13 protein-coding genes are annotated in these 17,079 nt (G+C 65.0%); 11 read left to right on the top strand and 2 right to left on the bottom strand.

Annotated elements, in window-relative coordinates; translation table 11 throughout:
* From ACZO3G_RS12195 to rlmH, 5 genes are all read left to right on the top strand, one after another.
* The coding region (locus ACZO3G_RS12195; protein ID WP_486847269.1) for a His/Gly/Thr/Pro-type tRNA ligase C-terminal domain-containing protein at nucleotides 1-323 on the top strand (323 nt) is incomplete at its 5' end.
* Nucleotides 324-682: 359 nt separating this feature from the next.
* Nucleotides 683-2,773: a LysM peptidoglycan-binding domain-containing M23 family metallopeptidase gene (locus ACZO3G_RS12200; protein WP_101549698.1), complete on the top strand. Its 2,091-nt coding sequence runs from the start codon at nucleotides 683-685 to the stop codon at nucleotides 2,771-2,773.
* A 300-nt stretch (nucleotides 2,774-3,073) separates the two neighbouring features.
* Entirely contained in the window at nucleotides 3,074-4,357 is a 1,284-nt protein-coding gene (gene murA, locus ACZO3G_RS12205; RefSeq protein WP_121587015.1) for a UDP-N-acetylglucosamine 1-carboxyvinyltransferase, read from the top strand.
* A 65-nt stretch (nucleotides 4,358-4,422) separates the two neighbouring features.
* Nucleotides 4,423-5,217 carry an MBL fold metallo-hydrolase gene (locus ACZO3G_RS12210; protein WP_101549700.1) on the top strand — a complete coding sequence of 265 codons (795 nt, stop codon included), beginning with the start codon at nucleotides 4,423-4,425 and terminating at the stop codon, nucleotides 5,215-5,217.
* A complete protein-coding gene (rlmH, locus tag ACZO3G_RS12215) occupies nucleotides 5,214-5,696 on the top strand; it encodes a 23S rRNA (pseudouridine(1915)-N(3))-methyltransferase RlmH (RefSeq protein ID WP_276873153.1) in 483 nt (160 codons plus the stop codon). The genes ACZO3G_RS12210 and rlmH overlap by 4 nt, the downstream gene beginning before the upstream one ends.
* A 447-nt stretch (nucleotides 5,697-6,143) precedes the next feature.
* Here rlmH and ACZO3G_RS12220 read toward each other — a convergent pair whose 3' ends face one another.
* Nucleotides 6,144-7,007 (bottom strand): polysaccharide deacetylase family protein, encoded by an 864-nt coding sequence (locus ACZO3G_RS12220; RefSeq protein ID WP_276873445.1) that lies wholly within the window; start codon nucleotides 7,005-7,007, stop codon nucleotides 6,144-6,146.
* 157 nt (nucleotides 7,008-7,164) lie between these two features.
* On the opposite strand from ACZO3G_RS12220, the gene ACZO3G_RS12225 reads away from it, so the two are divergent.
* Nucleotides 7,165-8,436: a DEAD/DEAH box helicase gene (locus ACZO3G_RS12225; RefSeq protein WP_276873448.1), complete on the top strand. Its 1,272-nt coding sequence runs from the start codon at nucleotides 7,165-7,167 to the stop codon at nucleotides 8,434-8,436.
* 82 nt (nucleotides 8,437-8,518) lie between these two features.
* Here ACZO3G_RS12225 and ACZO3G_RS12230 read toward each other — a convergent pair whose 3' ends face one another.
* Nucleotides 8,519-8,887 (bottom strand): zinc-ribbon domain-containing protein, encoded by a 369-nt coding sequence (locus ACZO3G_RS12230; protein ID WP_276873450.1) that lies wholly within the window; start codon nucleotides 8,885-8,887, stop codon nucleotides 8,519-8,521.
* Between the two features lie 150 nt (nucleotides 8,888-9,037).
* On the opposite strand from ACZO3G_RS12230, the gene ACZO3G_RS12235 reads away from it, so the two are divergent.
* From ACZO3G_RS12235 to ACZO3G_RS12255, 5 genes are all read left to right on the top strand, one after another.
* A complete protein-coding gene (locus ACZO3G_RS12235) occupies nucleotides 9,038-10,366 on the top strand; it encodes a family 10 glycosylhydrolase (RefSeq protein WP_277138649.1) in 1,329 nt (442 codons plus the stop codon).
* Nucleotides 10,367-10,457: 91 nt separating this feature from the next.
* Nucleotides 10,458-14,276: an N-acetylmuramoyl-L-alanine amidase gene (locus ACZO3G_RS12240; RefSeq protein WP_276873455.1), complete on the top strand. Its 3,819-nt coding sequence runs from the start codon at nucleotides 10,458-10,460 to the stop codon at nucleotides 14,274-14,276.
* 195 nt (nucleotides 14,277-14,471) lie between these two features.
* Nucleotides 14,472-15,329 carry a sulfide/dihydroorotate dehydrogenase-like FAD/NAD-binding protein gene (locus ACZO3G_RS12245; protein WP_121586992.1) on the top strand — a complete coding sequence of 286 codons (858 nt, stop codon included), beginning with the start codon at nucleotides 14,472-14,474 and terminating at the stop codon, nucleotides 15,327-15,329.
* Nucleotides 15,322-16,707, top strand: coding sequence for an NADPH-dependent glutamate synthase (gene gltA, locus ACZO3G_RS12250; protein ID WP_276873463.1), 1,386 nt, complete (start codon nucleotides 15,322-15,324; stop codon nucleotides 16,705-16,707). Before ACZO3G_RS12245 ends, gltA begins: the two co-directional genes overlap by 8 nt.
* Nucleotides 16,708-16,811: 104 nt before the next feature.
* The coding region (locus tag ACZO3G_RS12255) for a hypothetical protein (RefSeq protein ID WP_486847272.1) at nucleotides 16,812-17,079 on the top strand (268 nt) is incomplete at its 3' end.

Raw genomic sequence — 17,079 nt, forward strand, 5'->3', positions numbered from 1 at the left:
GCGCGTTCCCGCTCTGGCTCGCGCCGGTGCAGGTCAAGGTCCTGCCCGTGACCGACGAGCACATCCCCTACGCGCAAAAGGTTTCCGACGCGCTCACCGCCGCGGGACTGCGCGTCGAGACGGACAGCCGCAACGAGAAGGTCGGCTACCGCATCCGCGAGGCGCAGCTCCAGAAGATCCCCTATATGCTCGTGCTCGGCGGCAAGGAGGCCGAGGCGGGCGAGGTCGCGGTGCGCGACCGCCGCGACGGCAAGACGACCACGATGTCCCTCGAGGCGTTCCTGGAAAAGGCGAAGGCCGAGGTCGACTCCAAGGCCAACTGAACAGACGGAACCGCATGAAAAAGCAGCCGCGCGAGCGGCTGCTTTTTTGCCGCCCGGCGTCGGCCGGCTTCCCGCGCGGGGAATCGCGCCGAGGCTTTGGGCGGCGGACGGGTTTCCTGAGATTTCCGGCCGTACACAGAATATTCACAGACTGTCGAAACTACCGCCACATAAATCGTGTTAACTATACAGGTAGCACGCGTTTCCGGCAGATACTTGCCTAAAACGCGGATTTATAGTACAATATTACCCTACGACATGCTTCCGGTCCCCGTGTTTTTCACGGGGGCGCTGTGAAGTGCGGCCTTCGCGCAAGACGCGCCGGGGCCCGGCGAATCCACGGGAAGGAGGTGGCCTGCTTGGCGCCATACGACAAGATGCCGGACGATTCCGTACCGGAGCCGGACGATTCCCCGCTCGGCGAACTGGCGGAAGCGGAACCGGAAGAAGCGGCCCCCTCCGGTGAGCTCGAGGAGCTCGCCGCGCCCGCCGGGGAACCGTCCCCTCCCGCCGGGGAGGCCGCCTCCGAAACGGAGGACGGCGCGGAGCCGCCGCCCGCCCAAAGGGCGGAGAGCCCCTTCGTCCGGTCGGTCAAGCGCCTCTGGTTCAGGGCGGCAAACGCCTTTTACGCCTACTGCTATTTTGTGGGCATCCAGCTGCTGCGCACGACCCGCGCCAAACGGCGGCATGTGGCGCACGGCTTCCACCGGATGGAGGAGGAGGCCGCCGCCCGCCGCCGCAAGTACTTCAACCGTCTGCGCGCCCGTCTGCGCGGCTATTGGCGGGACCTCGTCTCGCCGCTGACCGAGCTGCGCGAGCAGTGCCGGGGATTTTCCAAGGCGGTCGACAACGCGCGGCGCTACGGCACCTCCCGCAACGTCGCCAACGTCGTCCTGAACGCCGCCGGGTTCTGGCTGAAGCGGCTGTGGCGGATCTTCCGGACGCTGCTCAACTATGCCGCGCCCATCGCGGCGTGCGTGCTGCTCTACTTCACCGTCCGCTATTTCGCCGGCTTCCAGCTCGCGCTGCACGTCGAATACAACGGCGTCGACATCGGCTACGTCTCCAACGAGACGGTGTTCACCGAGGCGGAGAAGGACATGAAGGAGCGTATGATCCTCGGCGACGTGCTCGTCGCCGACCCGACCGCCGAGGAGGAGGACACCAACGAGGTCCAGGAGGCCGAGCAGGCCGCCGAAGAGGCGGAGGAGCAGGCCAAGACGATCCGTCCGCGCTTTGAGCTGACGCCCGTCACCCGCGACCCGTTCAGCAGGTTCATGGGGCGGTTCGTGCACACGGCCGACCCGAGCCAGCTGCTCGACGCGGACGAGCTGACCAACCGCCTGATCCGCGCGGTGAGCCGGAGCGAGAACAATCCCGACGGCTTCGCGGTCGAAGAGGCGACGGGGCTTTATATCGACGGGACCTATATCGGCGCCGTCACCGACGGGGACGGGCTGCTCGACCTGCTCTATGAGATGAAGGAGCGTTACCGAACCTCCGACATGGAGGAGAGCACGAGCATCCAGTTCGTGAAGAAGGTGGAGGTCAAGCAGGGCCTCTATCCCTCCGGCCCGAACGGCTCGATCCGCTCGCTCGAGGAGATCCGCTCGCTGCTCGACAAGGAGGAGCGCGGCAAGAAGATCTACACGGTGGTCAGCGGCGACGACCCGCTGAAGATTGCGGCCAAAAACGGCATCACGCTCGACGAGCTCAAGGCGATGAACCCGGGCGTCGACGTGAGCCTCTTCCCGGGCGACGAGCTGCTGATCGCGAACTCGGTGCCCTACCTGGGCGTCAAGGTGACCGAGACGATCCGGTATGAGGAGGAGCTCGAATACGAGATCACCCAGCGCACCGACCCCGACCACGACATCGGCTACTACCAGATCGTCCAGCAGGGCGAAAAGGGCGTGCGCGAGGTGACCGCCGAGATCGTCATGACCGACGGCGTCGAGACCGACCGCAACATCCTCAACACCACCATCGTCAAGGAGCCGGTCAACCAGATCGTCGTCGTGGGCGGCAACCGCCCGCTCAAGGTCATCCCCAAGGATTCGAGCGGCAGGGTGGCCTCCGGCGCCTTCCAGTGGCCGACGATCGCCGGCTCGATCAACCCGGGCTTCCTCGGGTACTGGGGCCACACGGGCTCCGACATCTCGTGGAGCGGCTGCTACGGCAGCCCCGTCCTCGCCTCGGCCGACGGCACCGTCGTCGCGTCCGGCTGGCGCGGACTCTACGGCTACTGCGTCGTTATCGACCACGGCGGCGGGATGCAGTCCCTCTACGCGCATTGCAGCGCGCTCTACGTCTCCGCCGGGCAGCAGGTCTCCCAGGGCGAGACGATCGCCGCCATCGGCGCGACCGGCAACGCCTACGGACCGCACCTGCACTTCGAGATCCGCGTCAACGGTACGCCGGTCGACGCGGCTCCCTACCTCTATGGTTAAATTTCCCGCGGACGCACGCGCCCCGCGCGCTTTCCAGCGCGCGGGGCGCGTTTTTGCCATCTTCCGGCAAAAATCGAGCCGGATTTTAAGAATCATCACAAAAATTCCTCTTTTATTTTGTGGGATGCGGTGATATACTATATGTATTGAAATGCGCCTTTGCCGCGCATCTGTTTGCCGCGCGCTTCGGCGCGGCGGACAACCTTTTGACAGGGAATCCTCTTCGCCCCGGCCGGACGCGCGTGAAGCCGGGGCGCGGCTTTGAAAAAATGTGTGGCGCGCGCGGAGAAGGCGGTCAAGATGGAAAAGTTTATTGTGCAGGGCGACACCCGGCTTTGCGGCGAGGTCACCATCAGCGGCGCGAAGAACGCGGCCGTTGCGATCATTCCGGCGACGATCCTGGCGCAGGGCAAATGCGTCATTGAAAATATCCCCAACATCAGCGACATCACGATGCTCTTCAAGATTCTGCGCGCGCTCGGCGCGTCGGTGCGGATGCTCGACCGCACCACCGTCGAGGTGGACACCACCTACATCACCGAGCCGGTCGTCCCCTATGAACTCGCGCGGTATATGCGCGCCTCCTACTACCTGCTGGGCACCCTGCTCTCCCGCTGCAACCGGGCGAGCGTCTCGATGCCGGGCGGGTGTAATTTCGGGGTCCGCCCGATCGACCAGCACATGAAGGGGTTCGAGGCGCTCGGCGCGACCGTCTCGATCGACAGCGGCATGATCAACGCGAAAGCGGACATGCTGCTCGGCGCGCACATCTATTTCGACGTGGTGTCGGTCGGCGCGACGATCAACGTCATGCTCGCGTCGGTCAAGGCCAAGGGGATCACCATCCTCGAAAACTGCGCCAAGGAGCCCCACATCGTCGACCTGGCCAACTTCCTCAACTCGATGGGTGCGGACATCCGCGGCGCGGGCACCGACGTCATCAAAATTCACGGGGTGGACATCCTGCACGGGACCACCTATTCGATCATCCCCGACCAGATCGAGGCGGGCACCTATATGGTCGCCGCCGCGGCGACCGGCGGGGACGTGCTCGTCAAAAATGTCATCCCCAAGCACCTCGAGGCGATCACCGAAAAGCTCGAGAAGGCGGGCGCGGAGGTCACCGAATACGACGACTCGATCCGCGTGACGCGCGAGGGGGAGCTCTCCAAGGTCAACCTCAAGACGATGCCCCATCCCGGCTTCCCGACCGACATGCAGCCGCAGATGACCGCGCTGCTCTCGATGGCGAACGGGACGAGCATCGTGACCGAGGGCGTGTGGGACAACCGCTTCCGCTATGTCGACGAGCTGCGCCGGATGGGCGCGCAGATCCAGGTGGACGGCAAGGTCGCGGTCGTCGAGGGCGTGCCCCGGCTGACGGCCGCCCCGGTGCGCGCGGTCGACCTGCGCGCGGGCGCGGCGGTGCTGATTGCCGCGATGGCGGCCCACGGGGTCACCGAGATCGAGGACATCGAGCACATCGAGCGGGGCTACGAAAATATCGTGGAAAAGCTCGAGGCGCTCGGCGCCGATATCCGCAAGGTCGTGCTCCCCGACGGAGAGCTCAAGGCTGCGCTCTGACTTCCGGCCGGCTGTTTTTTGAGCCGGCCGTTTTCCTTATCCAAATTCGTTTCGGGAGGATGTTTATGGCCCGGTTTTGCACGCTGTTCTCCGGTTCCAGCGGGAACAGCACCTATATCGCCGCCTCCGACTCGGCGGTGCTCGTCGACGCGGGGCGCTCCTGCAAGCAGCTGCTGGCGGCGATGGAGTCCCGCGGCATCGAGCCGCGCTCGATCGGCGCGGTGCTCGTCACCCACGAGCACACCGACCATGTGAGCGGCCTGCGGGTGCTCCTTAAAAAGCTGGGCGTGCCCCTCTACGCCACGCCTGAGGTGCTCGAGCGGCTGCGGTGGGACGGGGTGCTCGTCCCAGGGCAGGAGGCGCATCCGGTGGAGCCGGGGACGCGCCTGACGGTCGGTTCGCTTGAGATCGACAGCTTCGACACGCCGCACGACAGCGCGCACAGCGTCGGGTACCGGATCCGGACCCCCGACGGGCGGCGGCTGGCGGTCGCCACCGACATGGGATACATAAGCGAAAACGTCGCGCAGATGCTACGGGGCTGCGACCTTGTGATGCTCGAATCGAACTATGAGCCGGGGATGCTCAGCGCGTGCGACTACCCCTACTATCTGAAGCGGCGGATCGCCTCCAACACGGGGCATCTCTCGAACGAAGTCTGCGCGCAGGAGCTGATCGAGCTGGTCCGCACGGGGAGCACCCGCTTTGTGCTGGGGCACCTCTCGCAGAACAGCAACACCCCCGAGAACGCCTACCAGGCGTCCTACTGCGCGCTGACGGCGGGCGGGATGCGGGAGGGGATCGACTTCACACTGACGGTCGCGTCGCGGTCGGGCCCGTCCGAGATGGTGGTGCTGTGATCGCGGTGCAGGTGATCGCGGTCGGCAGGCTCAAGGAGGCGTGGATGCGCGACGGCTGCGCGGAATATGTAAAGCGGCTGGGGCTGTGGAGCCGGGCGTCGGTCGTGGAGGTCGACGAATACAGGCTGGGGGAGAACCCCTCGCCCGCGCAGATTCGCGTCTGCGTGGAGAAGGAAGGGGAGCGCATTCTCGAGAAGATCCCGAAGGGCGCGCGGGTGGTGGCGATGTGCATCGAGGGGAAGACGCTCTCCTCCGAGGGGCTGGCGGACTATCTCGCGCGGGCGGCCGCGTCGGGCGCGGGGAGCCTCGCATTTGTGATCGGCGGTTCCCACGGGCTCTCCGACGCGGTGAAGGACGCCGCCTCGCTGCGGCTGTCGATGTCGCCGATGACCTTCCCGCACCAGCTCGCGCGGGTGCTGCTGCTCGAGCAGCTCTACCGCGCCTTCTCGATCAACGCGAACGCGAAATATCATAAATAAAAAGTTTCGCCCGCCTTTTCAAAGGCGGCGGGGCCGCGGGGCGGAGCCCCGCGCCGCTCGCCGCAGCGAGCGGAACGCCTGATTCACAATAGCCAAAAGTTTCGCCCGCCTTTTCAAAGGCGGCGGGGCCGCGGGGCGGAGCCCCGCGCCGCTCGCCGCAGCGAGCGGAACGCCCTCTCCTTCAGGCGTATTTTTCGGTTCCTTTTTACAAGAGAAAAAGGAACGTTTCAAAGGCCGTCGGTTCGGCGGCCTTTCCTCTTCCCGGGGGCCTTTTTTCTTGTAAAAGGCCCCCGAACCCCCAAAATACGCTTGAAGCAGGGCCTGCGGGCCCGGGCTCAGGGCTCCGCCCTCGAAAAATCCCGGCGTTTTGAAAAAACGCCGGGACTTTTCTCACCCGCCGCCTTTTGAAAAAGGCGGGCGAAAACTTTTGGATCGGGCGGGCGAAACCTACTTGCGGGCGCGCTCGAGAATCGTCTGGAACGACGTGCCGTGCGGACGGTTGAACCGCCGCAGGTGGTAGAGCTGTTCCGGATCGCCCGTGATGTAGTTGAGCTTCTCCTCGCAGGTCAGCGCCGCCGAAAAGCCCATCCCCTGGATCACCGGCAGCGCCTCCTTGCTGATCTGCCCGAACGGGTAGGTGAAGCAGGTGGGCGTCCAGTCGAGGAACGCCGCGCATTCGTCCTGGAGCTTGCCGAGGTCCTCCTCCAGCATCGTCTGGTAGGCCGCCAGCCCCTCGCCCGACTTGCGCATCGAGCCGTGGCGGCCGTTCTGGTTCTCGTGCAGGTTGTAGGAGTGGTTCTGGATCTCCACGAGACCGCTGTCCCGCATCTCGCGCAGCTCGTTCCACGTCGAGTGAGAATAGCGGATGTGATGGTCGTCCACCGCGGAATACTGGTCGGCGTACCGGCCCACAATGGAATAGACGGCCTTGAAGTCATACTCCTTCAGGATGGGGAAGACGTATTCGTGGAAGCTCTCGTACCCGTCGTCGAAGGTGATCATGACCGGGCGTTCGGGCAGCGGCGCGCCCTCCTCCACATAGGCGAGCAGGTCGGCGATCACGATCGGGGTATAGCCTTCCGTCTTCAGGTATTCCATGTCCGACCGGAATTCGTCGGGGGAGATGGTGTATTTGTTGAGCCGCGCCTGCTCCTTGAGCACGTGGTGGTACATCACGATCGGCAGTTCGATCCCGTCCGGTTCCGCCGGCGCGTTCGCGGACACCGCCCGGACGCCCTGCACGGCGATCCCGCCCAACGCCACCGCCAGCGCGAGGGCCAGCGGCAGGATCGCCCTGTTGATTGCCTTCATTGCGTCACTTCCCAAAGCGTTTTCTTCTGCATATCTATGCCCCGCGCGCCTGTCCATATGAGCATGGGGAATTTTTACTGGCAATCCGGCCGGGAGTATGGTATACTTACAGCTTACACAGTGAATGTGAATTGAACAAAAGGAATCTGCACAACTTATGAAATTTGATCAACTGAAATTGATACCGCCCATCCTGCGCGCCGCGGCCGACGAGGGCTACACCGCCCCGTCCCCCATCCAGCAAAAGGCGATCCCCCCCGCGCTCGAGGGCCGCGACGTGCTCGGCTGCGCCCAGACGGGCACCGGCAAGACCGCCGCCTTCGCCATGCCGATTTTGCAGCGGCTCTCCGCCCAGAAGCCCCAGCCGGGCGCGCCGCGCGTCATCCGCGCGCTCGTGCTCACCCCGACCAGGGAGCTCGCGCTCCAGATTTCCGACAGCTTCAAGGCCTACGGCCACTACCTGCGCCTGCGCACCGCCGTCATCTTCGGGGGCGTCTCCCAGAACCCGCAGGTGGACGAGCTTCGACGCGGCGTCGACATTCTCGTCGCCACCCCCGGCAGGCTCAACGACCTGATCGGGCAGGGGTATATCGACCTTTCGCGCGTCGAGACGCTGGTGCTCGACGAGGCCGACCGGATGCTCGACATGGGCTTCATCCACGATGTGGAGAAGATCATCGCCCGGGTGCCGCAGAAGCGGCAGACCCTCTTTTTCTCCGCCACGATGCCCGAGAGCATCATGCGCCTGTGCGACCGCATTCTCACCGACCCGGTCAAGGTGGCGGTGGATCCCGTCTCCTCCCCCGTCGAGGTGATCGACCAGCGGCTCTATTTTGTGGATAAGCCCAACAAGCGCCGTCTGCTCGTGCACCTGCTCAAGGATCCGGGCATCGTTTCGGCGCTCGTGTTCACCTTTACCAAGCATGGCGCCGACCGGGTGGCCCGGGAGCTCGACAAGGCGGGCGTCGAGGCGCAGGCGATCCACGGCAACAAGAGCCAGAACGCCCGCCAGCGGGCGCTGAGCGCCTTCAAGGCGGGGGAGATCCGCGTGCTCGTGGCGACCGACATCGCCGCGCGCGGCATCGACATCGATGAGCTCTCCCACGTCATCAACTACGACCTGCCCAACATCCCCGAGACGTATGTGCACCGCATCGGGCGCACGGCGCGCGCGGGGCTGTCGGGGACGGCGATCTCCTTTTGCAGCATCGAGGAGATGGACGAGCTCAAGGAGATCGAGAAGCTGATCGGCAAAAAGATCCCCGTGGTGGAGGAGCACCCCTACCCGATGGAGGTGTTCGAGGCGCCGCCCAAGCAGCCGCGCCCCCAGCGCCCGCCGCGCGAGCAGCGCGCCGCGAAGCCGAAGCCGGTGCGTCAGCAGCCGCAGAAGCAGCAAAAGCCCGCCGGACGTTCCCCGCGCAAGCACTGAAACCAAAAAGGCAGCCGCACAGCGGCTGCCTTTTTTGATTTTTTGGCATAAAACGCCGGGAATTTTTTCCGGGACGCAGGAATCAGAGCTTTGCGCCGCACCGATTGCAGTAGAGGCTGTCCTTCTGCTGCGGCGCGCCGCAGGCGGGGCAGCGGGGGAGGACGTTATTGCGCAGCAGGCGCAGCCCGCCCGGCGGCACCGTGATTTCCCCGCCGTGCGCGAGGCGGCGGCCGAGCGCGGGGTCGAGCTCGAAGACGCTCGCGCAGCGGGGGCAGGTAGCCAGATAGACCGAATCGTATTTGACGAGCGGGATGAAAAAGAAGTGGACGCAGCTGTAGCGGCGGCAGACGCTGAGGGACGCCATTTCCCCGCAGGCGGGACAGGCCGCGGCGGAAACCTGTCCGGCGGGTACTACTTTGCTGTTCGCGCCGAATATACCTAGAAAGAACATCTCTGTCACCTCCGGGAACCGTTGGTACCAGTGTATACTAAATGTTGAAAAAGTCAACCGGAAAAGACAGATATTTGCCCGGGACACTTGACCGAATTGGGCAAAACGTGTAAAATTATGTTGAGTTATCGTGTGGAAAGGAAAATCAGCATGAAAAAGACGTTAAGCGTTATACTGTCGGTATTTCTGCTGGTTGGCATGGCCGGCTGCGGAAGCCGGTCTGCCGGCGATGACATCGCGGGAGGCCGGGGGGACGCCGCGCAGGCGGTCACCCTGAGCAGGACGGAAACGACAAGCGTGTACGGCGTGGAAGCGCCGGGCAGCGACGAAAACATTCTCCTCGGCGCCGGGCTGCTGGCGGCGAACGCCCCGCGGGAGGGGCAGAAGATCTCCTCCGCCCCGCAGGGGGAGGTGCGCGCCGTATGGATGTCCTACCTGACGCTCGAGCCGATGGTGAAGGGCAAGACGAAGGCGCAGTTCACCGCCAACGTCGGCGCGGCCTTCAAGAAGGCGGCCGACTTCGGCTTCAACACCGTGTTCGTGCAGGTGCGGCCGTTCGGTGACGCGCTCTACGCGTCCGACTTTTTCCCCTGGTCCCGCTACCTGACGGGCACCGAGGGACAGGACCCCGGCTACGACCCGCTGGAAATCATGTGCGCGCTGGCGGACGAAGAGGGGCTGCGCATCGAGGCGTGGCTCAACCCCTACCGCGTGCGGATCGGCGACCAGCCGATGTCGAGCGACAACCAGGCGAAAATCTGGCTCAGCCAGGGCAGCGACGCGGCGCTCGAATGGAACGGCGGCGTCTACTACAATCCCGGCAGCCCCGCCGCGCGCAAGCTCATTGTGAACGGCGTGCGGGAGATCGTGCAGAACTATGATGTGGACGGCGTCCACTTTGACGACTACTTCTATCCGACGACCGATTTTGCCTTCGACAGCGCGACTTACCGCGCCTCGGGCTCGAACCTCTCCCAGGCCGACTGGCGGCGGGAAAACGTGGATATCCTCATCCGGGAGGTCTACGCGGCGATCAAGGAATCGAAGCCCGCCTGCCTCTTCGGCATCAGCCCGCAGGGCAACGTCAAGACCAACTATGAAAGCCAGTTCGCGGACGCGTCCGTCTGGCTCTCCAACCCCGGCTATGTCGACTACATCTGCCCGCAGGTCTACTACGGCTACGACAACGCGACCTGTCCCTACGCCGAGACGGTGAAGAAGTGGGCGGACATGATCAAGGTGGACGGCATCAAGCTCTATGTGGGCATCGGGGCCTACAAGATCGGCACCGAGGACACGTGGGCGGGCGCGGGCCGCGACGAGTGGCTCGGAACCACCGACCTGCTCGCCCGGATGGTGACGACCGCGCGGGACGCGAAGCATTACGGCGGCGTGGCCTTCTACAGCTATGAATCCCTCTTCGTTTCGCCGGGCAGGCAGATGCAGGCGGAGGAACGGAACCTCAAAAAGATTTTCTGACAGCCGTTGACGCGGGGCGGGTTCTCGGACCCGCCCCATACGGTATCCGGACAGGCCCCGCCGGGGCGGTCCGCGCGGGGAGGAAACCAGCTTGCCAAGAAACGGCCCCAACCGCAAAAAACTCGCCCTCGCCCTGTCGGCGGCGTTCATCCTGATGACGCTGCTGATGGGGGCTTTGGCGTTTCTCGGCGGGGATTTGATCGGCGGGGACGGGGCGGAAAGCCCGGACGCCGCCGTCATGGCTTCCGCGGACGGGGAACCGGAGTCCTCCGACGGGGAAGAGCCACGGGACGCGGACAGTCCGGAGGAGTCCTCCGGGTCCGGGGAGGAACCGGAGGAGGAGCCCGAGCCCGAACCGGTCTACTTTAACGTCCCGGACGAGCTGCGGGCGGTGATGATCTCGGCGGGGACCGACTACCTGACGACCGACGCGCCGCTCTCGGCGGCGGAGCTGGGCGGCCAGCTCGACCGGGCGCTCGCGGCCGCGCAGGAGCTGACGATGAATTCGATCATCATCGACACGAAGTACCGCGACGCCGTCCTCTTTACGAGCGACACGCTCGAGGCGGCGCCGCTTGAAATCGACGTGACCAGCTATCTCGCGGACAAGGCCCGCGAGATGGGCTTCTACGTCTACGCGACCTACGACGTGTCCGATCTCGCGGGCGACGACGGCAAATACCTGCGCGCCGCGAACGCGGACGGGAGGACGCTCGACAGCGTGCGGGAGAACATCGGCTCCTTTGCGGAAACGTACAAGCTGGACGGCATCCTGCTCGACGGGTACGAAAACCCCGCCGACGGGCAAAGCTACGCCCAGTACCTCGAAAACGGCGGCGGCGTTGGCTATCAGAATTACCTGCGGCAGGTGCCGTCGGCGCTCGTGAGCGCGGCGGCCTCCGCCGTGCGGGAGCGCGCGCCCGGCACCCAGGTGGGACTGCTGGCGGACGCCGTGTGGGAGAACGCCGCGGAAAACCCCGGCGGCACCGACACCAAGGCGGAGCGGACCGCGCTCGGCTACGGCAACGCGGACACGAAAGCGATGGTCGAGAGCGGGCTCTTCGACTTCGTGATGGTCAAAAACTACGGCTCCACCAACGAGGAGACGGCGCGGTTCGGCGTCGTGGCCGAGTGGTGGAAGCAGGTGGCGCGCGGCGCCGACACCACCCTTTACATGATGCACGCGGCCGACCGCGTGGGCACCCAGTCGATCGGCTGGACGGTCTACGAGCAGCTCACCAAGCAGGTCATCGACCTGCAGGAGCTGGGCGGCGTGTCGGGCAACGCGTTCAACTCCCTGGCGGCGCTCTCCGCCAACCCCGGCAACAGCACGACCACCCTCGTGCAGTACCTCAACAACGAGATCAACGAGCAGTGGGTGCTCACCCAGCTCGCCATCACCACCCCGCAGCAGATGACCTTCACGACCAAGGAGCAGTCGGTCACCTTCCAGGGCGCGTCCGACCCGCAGGCGGAGGTCACGATGAACGGGGAGACGATCCCCACCAACGAGAGCGGCTACTTCGCCATCCGCGAGGACCTGACGCCAGGGCTCAATACCTTCACCTTTGTGCACAAGGGCAAGACCCTCACCTACAGCATCACGCGGCAGGTGCAGGTCATCAAGGAGGTCACCCCGACCGGCAAGCTGGCGGTCGACGGCGGCATGGAGGTCACCGTCTCGGTGCTCGCCTACGAGGACGCCAAGGTGAGCGCGAGCGTCGGCGGGCAGACGATCACCCTCTCCCAGACGGAGGACGAAACCGACGAGGCGGACTCGCTGTCCGGCTACAAGCGGTTCACCGGCGTGTTCACCGCGCCGAGCGCCTCCGCCTCCGCCACCACGATGGGCAACATCACCTTTACCGCCACCGCGCAGGGGGAGACCCAGTCGGTGGAGGGCGCGCTCGTCACCGTCAACAAGCGGGCGGTCATGGGCGAGGGGTCGGTCGTCTACGTCGTCGCCGACCAGGCGGAGACCTTCCCCATCAATACCCTCAACGACAACTCCAGCCCGGGCTATTTCCCGCTGCCCAAGGGCACGGTGGACAAGACCTACGGGGACGAGATCGTCTACAAGAACGGCAGCGTCACCAAGACCTACTGGAAGCTTGAATCGGGCGTGCGCGTCTATTCGGACGACATCAAGGCATCGGGCGGCTCGATGCCCGACCAGAACGTCATCAGCGGCATGTCGGTCAAATCGTCGGGCGCCTACACGAGCGTCTCGTTGGAGATGGATCAGAAGGTGCCCTACAAGGTCGCCTACGACGGCTCGCAGATCATCTTCAAGTTCGACTACACCGCCCGCACCCCCGATTCCGACTCGATCAAGTCCAACGCGCTCTTCAAGTCGGCCAAATGGGAGGGCTCCAACCTCAACCTCACCCTCAAGAAGGCGGGCGGCTTCCTTGGCTACAAGGCGTACTACGAGGGCAACAGCCTCGTTTTGCGCTTCAACAATTCCCCCGGCTCCCTCTCGGGGGCGCGGATCGTGGTCGACCCCGGGCACGGCGGAAACGACCCGGGAAACCTCGGCTTCTACCCCGGCAAGGACGAGGCGGACATCAACCTCGCGGTGGCCAAAAAGCTCGTCAGCGACCTCAAGAGCCAGGGCGCGACGGTGCTGATGGCCGAGCCCGGCTCGACGATGGCCACCCGCATGGCGGCGGCCCGCGCCTTCAACGCGCAGGTGCTCGTCAGCGTCCACAGCAACTCCGCCCCCAACGTCAAGGCGACCGGCACCGAGGTCTACTACTTCTATCCCTTCTCCAAGCAGCTCGCGGCGAACATCTCCGCCAACGTCTCCAAGGCGCTCGGCTCGGACAACCGCGGCGCCAAGGCGGGGCTCTACTACATGACCCGCGAGAGCCAGTTCGCCTGCGTGCTCGCCGAGCTGGGCTTCATGTCCAACGAGGGGGAATATACCAAGCTGATCAACTCGAAATACCAGAGCCGCATGGCCGAGGCGATCGCCAACGGCATCAGTGCCTATCTCGGCGGCGCCAGCTCGGGGAGCTATTCCTCCGGCGGCGACGATGAGGACGAGGACGACGATGACGATGAGGACGGCGGGAACCTCCGCCTCAACGAGACGGAGCTCGACCTCGAGGTGGGCGACACCTTCCCGCTCAAGGTGAGCGGCGCGGGCGGCGCGGACGTCTCGTGGGAGACGGACGACAAGTCGGTCGCGACGGTCAATTCCTCCGGCAAGGTGGTCGCCAAGGGGGAGGGCAAAACCCGCATCACCGCCTACACCGACGACGACGAGGCGCGCTGTACCGTCTATGTCGGCGGGGGAAGCGGCGGCGACGGCGGCGACGTGACGAAGATCGTCGTCGAGGCGGATGAGGAGGAGATCGAGGTGGGGACCCGCACGACGCTTTCGGTGCGGGTGTCGCCCTCCGACGCGGACGACGACCGGGTCAAGTGGGTGACCGATGACGACGACATCGTCGAGCTCTCCAACCTCACGTCCTCCTCCTGCAAGGTGGAGGGCCTGCGGGACGGCACCGCCACGATCACCGCCATCGCGCGGGACGGCAGCGGGGTGCGCGGCTCGATCGACATCGTGGTGGGCACCGGCAAATATAAGCAGACCGGCAAGGACACGAGCAGTACCGCGCCCAAGAAGGGGGTCAAGGTCGAGGCGATCTCGATCGACGGGCCGTCGACCCTCTACGTGGGGGACGGGCGCTCGGTCTACACCGGCACGGTGTCGCCCGCCAACGCGGAGGACCCCGGCATCAAGTGGTCGGTGACCGACCGCGACATCCTCGAGCTCTATAACACCGACGACGAGAACGTCGTCAAGGTGGAGGGCCTCAAGGCGGGCACCGCCTACCTCGTGGGCGAGCCCTACGACAAGAGCAAGGTCGTCAAGAAGTTCAAGATCACCGTCAAAAAATGAGCATGCACAGATATAACAAACCTTCGCGTGCATTTTGCGAAGGTTTGTTATGTTTTTTCTGTTGCATGGGCGGGCGGATGCTGGTATAATAGAACGAGTGATAAAAAATTATTATTTTCTGGGAGATTTGATAAAAAATTAACTCTTTCAAAATGTGCTGTGCGTTGGCGCGCGGCCTGAAATAGGAGTGAGCGTATGTACAAGATTGTCAAGAAGCGGGCGCTGAACGACACGGTGACGCTGATGGAGATCGAGGCCCCGCACATCGCCAAAAAGGCGAAGGCGGGCCAGTTCATCATCTTCCGCGTCGACGAGCGGGGGGAGCGGGTGCCGCTGACCATCGCGGACTATGACCGCGAAAAGGGCACCGTGACGATCATCTTTCAGATCGTCGGCGCCTCCACCAAGCTGCTGAACACCCTCGGGGAGGGCGACAGCCTGCTCGACTTCGTCGGGCCGCTCGGCCAGCCGACCCATGTGGGTCCGGAAGTCAAACGGGTGTGCGTGATCGGCGGCGGCGTGGGCACCGCGATCGCCTATCCGCAGGCCAAGGCGCTGCACGCGGCGGGGCTGGAGGTGGATATGATCGCGGGCTTCCGCTCGAAGGAGATCGTCATCCTCGAGGAGGAGATGAAGGCGGTCACCGACCATCTCTACCTCATGACCGACGACGGCAGCTACGGCGAGAAGGGGCTCGTCACCCAGAAGCTCGAGGAGCTCATCAAGGCGGGGAACCCGTACGACCTGGTCATCGCGATCGGACCGGTGATCATGATGAAGTTCGTCGCCGCCGCGACGAAGCCCTACGGCATCAAGACGCTCGTCTCCCTCAACCCGATCATGGTCGACGGTACCGGCATGTGCGGCGGCTGCCGCGTCAGGGTCGGCGGGCAGACGAAATTCGCCTGCGTGGACGGCCCGGACTTCGACGGCCACGAGGTCGATTTCGACGAACTGATGAAGCGCAACAGCTTTTATAAGGAGCGCGAGATGGCCGACCGGGAGGACCCGGCGCACATCTGCCGCCTGACGGGAGGGAAACGCCATGCCTAACATGTCCTTAAAGAAGAACCCCATGCCGGAGCAGGCCCCCGACGTGCGCAACAAGAACTTTGAAGAGGTCGCGCTCGGCTATACCGCCGAGATGGCGGTGGACGAGGCGAAGCGCTGCCTCCACTGCAAAAACAGGCCGTGCGTCGCGGGCTGCCCGGTCAACGTACGGATTCCGGAGTTCATCGCGAAGGTGGCGGAGGGGGATTTTGCCGGCGCTTACCAGGAGATCGCCCTGACCAATTCGCTGCCCGCCGTCTGCGGGCGGGTGTGCCCGCAGGAGAACCAGTGCGAGGGCAAGTGCGTGCGCGGCGTCAAGGGGGAGCCGGTGGGCATCGGCCGCCTCGAGCGGTTCGTGGCCGACTGGTGGATGGAAAACGGCTCGGAGGAGCTTACCCGCCCCGCCTCCAACGGGCACCGGGTCGCAGTGGTCGGCGCCGGCCCGGCGGGGCTTACCTGCGCGGGCGACCTCGCCAGGATGGGGTATGAGGTCACCGTCTTCGAGGCGCTCCAGACGGCGGGCGGCGTGCTCGTCTACGGCATCCCGCAGTTCCGCCTCCCCAAGGAGATCGTCGCCCGCGAGGTGGGCGCGCTTGAAAGGCTCGGCGTGGAGATGAAGCCCGATATGGTCATCGGCAAGGTCGATTCGGTCGACGAGCTCTTCGAGCAGGGCTTTGAAGCGGTCTTTATCGGTTCGGGCGCGGGGCTCCCGAGCTTTATGAACATCCCCGGCGAAAACCTGCTGGGGGTCTATTCCGCCAACGAGTACCTCACCCGCATCAACCTCATGAAGGCCTATCGCGAGGGGTACGACACCCCGATCGCCAGGAGCCGCAGGGTCGCCGTCGTGGGCGGCGGCAACGTGGCGATGGACGCGGCCCGCTGCGCCAAGCGGATGGGCGCGGAAGAGGTGTATATCGTCTACCGCCGCAGCGAGGTCGAGCTCCCGGCGCGCGCCGAGGAGGTCCACCACGCCAAGGAGGAGGGGATCCTCTTCCAGCTCCTCCGGAATCCCGTGCAGATCCTCGGGGACGAAAACGGCCGCGTCAAGGCGATCGAGTGCGTCGAGATGGAGCTGGGCGAGCCGGACGCGTCGGGCCGCCGCCGCCCGATCGAAAAGCAGGGCAGCAACTTCACGATCGACGTGGACACGGTGATCATGGCGATCGGCACGAGCCCCAACCCGCTCATCCGGTCGACGACCACCGGGCTGGAGGCCAACAGAAAGGGCTGCCTCGTGGCGGACGAACGCGGCGCGACGACCAAACCGGGCGTGTTCGCGGGCGGCGACGCGGTGACGGGCGCGGCCACGGTCATCCTCGCGATGGGCGCGGGCAAGACCGCCGCCCAGTCGATCGACGAGTACATCAAATCCAAATAACCAGATTTCCATGAGCGGTTTGTCCGGCGGACAAACCGCTCATTTTTTTGCGCCCGCCCGCATAGACTTGTCTTAGAAGGACAGCAAAGGAGCGGGATGGCATCATGATCGACCAGAGGATACGCCGGTATCCGCCGCGCGCGGGGATGCGCAGGCGGCGGGAGAGGGACCCCTATCTCTTCACGGTGATCGTGCAGATCGTCCTGTGTGCGGCGCTGCTGCTCGGCTGCCTGGGGCTGCGGAGGTTCCAGCCGGGGGCCGCGCGGGGAATGGCGGAGCTCTTTGACGGGCTGCTGACCGCCGACCGGGTGGAGATCCCGAGCGGGACGGGGGTGGCGGCGGTCTCCGCGCGGGCGCGGGAAGCGGCGGATC

It is taken from the genome of Anaerotruncus sp. (assembly GCF_057433415.1).

Bases quoted from the DNA above. Each gene is read 5' to 3' on its own strand.
- murA (WP_121587015.1), top strand. From the start codon at position 3,074: ATGGAAAAGTTTATTGTGCAGGGCGACACCCGGCTTTGCGGCGAGGTC.
- ACZO3G_RS12210 (WP_101549700.1), top strand. From the start codon at position 4,423: ATGGCCCGGTTTTGCACGCTGTTCTCCGGTTCCAGCGGGAACAGCACC.
- ACZO3G_RS12220 (WP_276873445.1), bottom strand. From the start codon at position 7,007: ATGAAGGCAATCAACAGGGCGATCCTGCCGCTGGCCCTCGCGCTGGCG.
- ACZO3G_RS12225 (WP_276873448.1), top strand. From the start codon at position 7,165: ATGAAATTTGATCAACTGAAATTGATACCGCCCATCCTGCGCGCCGCG.
- ACZO3G_RS12230 (WP_276873450.1), bottom strand. From the start codon at position 8,887: ATGTTCTTTCTAGGTATATTCGGCGCGAACAGCAAAGTAGTACCCGCC.
- ACZO3G_RS12235 (WP_277138649.1), top strand. From the start codon at position 9,038: ATGAAAAAGACGTTAAGCGTTATACTGTCGGTATTTCTGCTGGTTGGC.
- ACZO3G_RS12245 (WP_121586992.1), top strand. From the start codon at position 14,472: ATGTACAAGATTGTCAAGAAGCGGGCGCTGAACGACACGGTGACGCTG.
- gltA (WP_276873463.1), top strand. From the start codon at position 15,322: ATGCCTAACATGTCCTTAAAGAAGAACCCCATGCCGGAGCAGGCCCCC.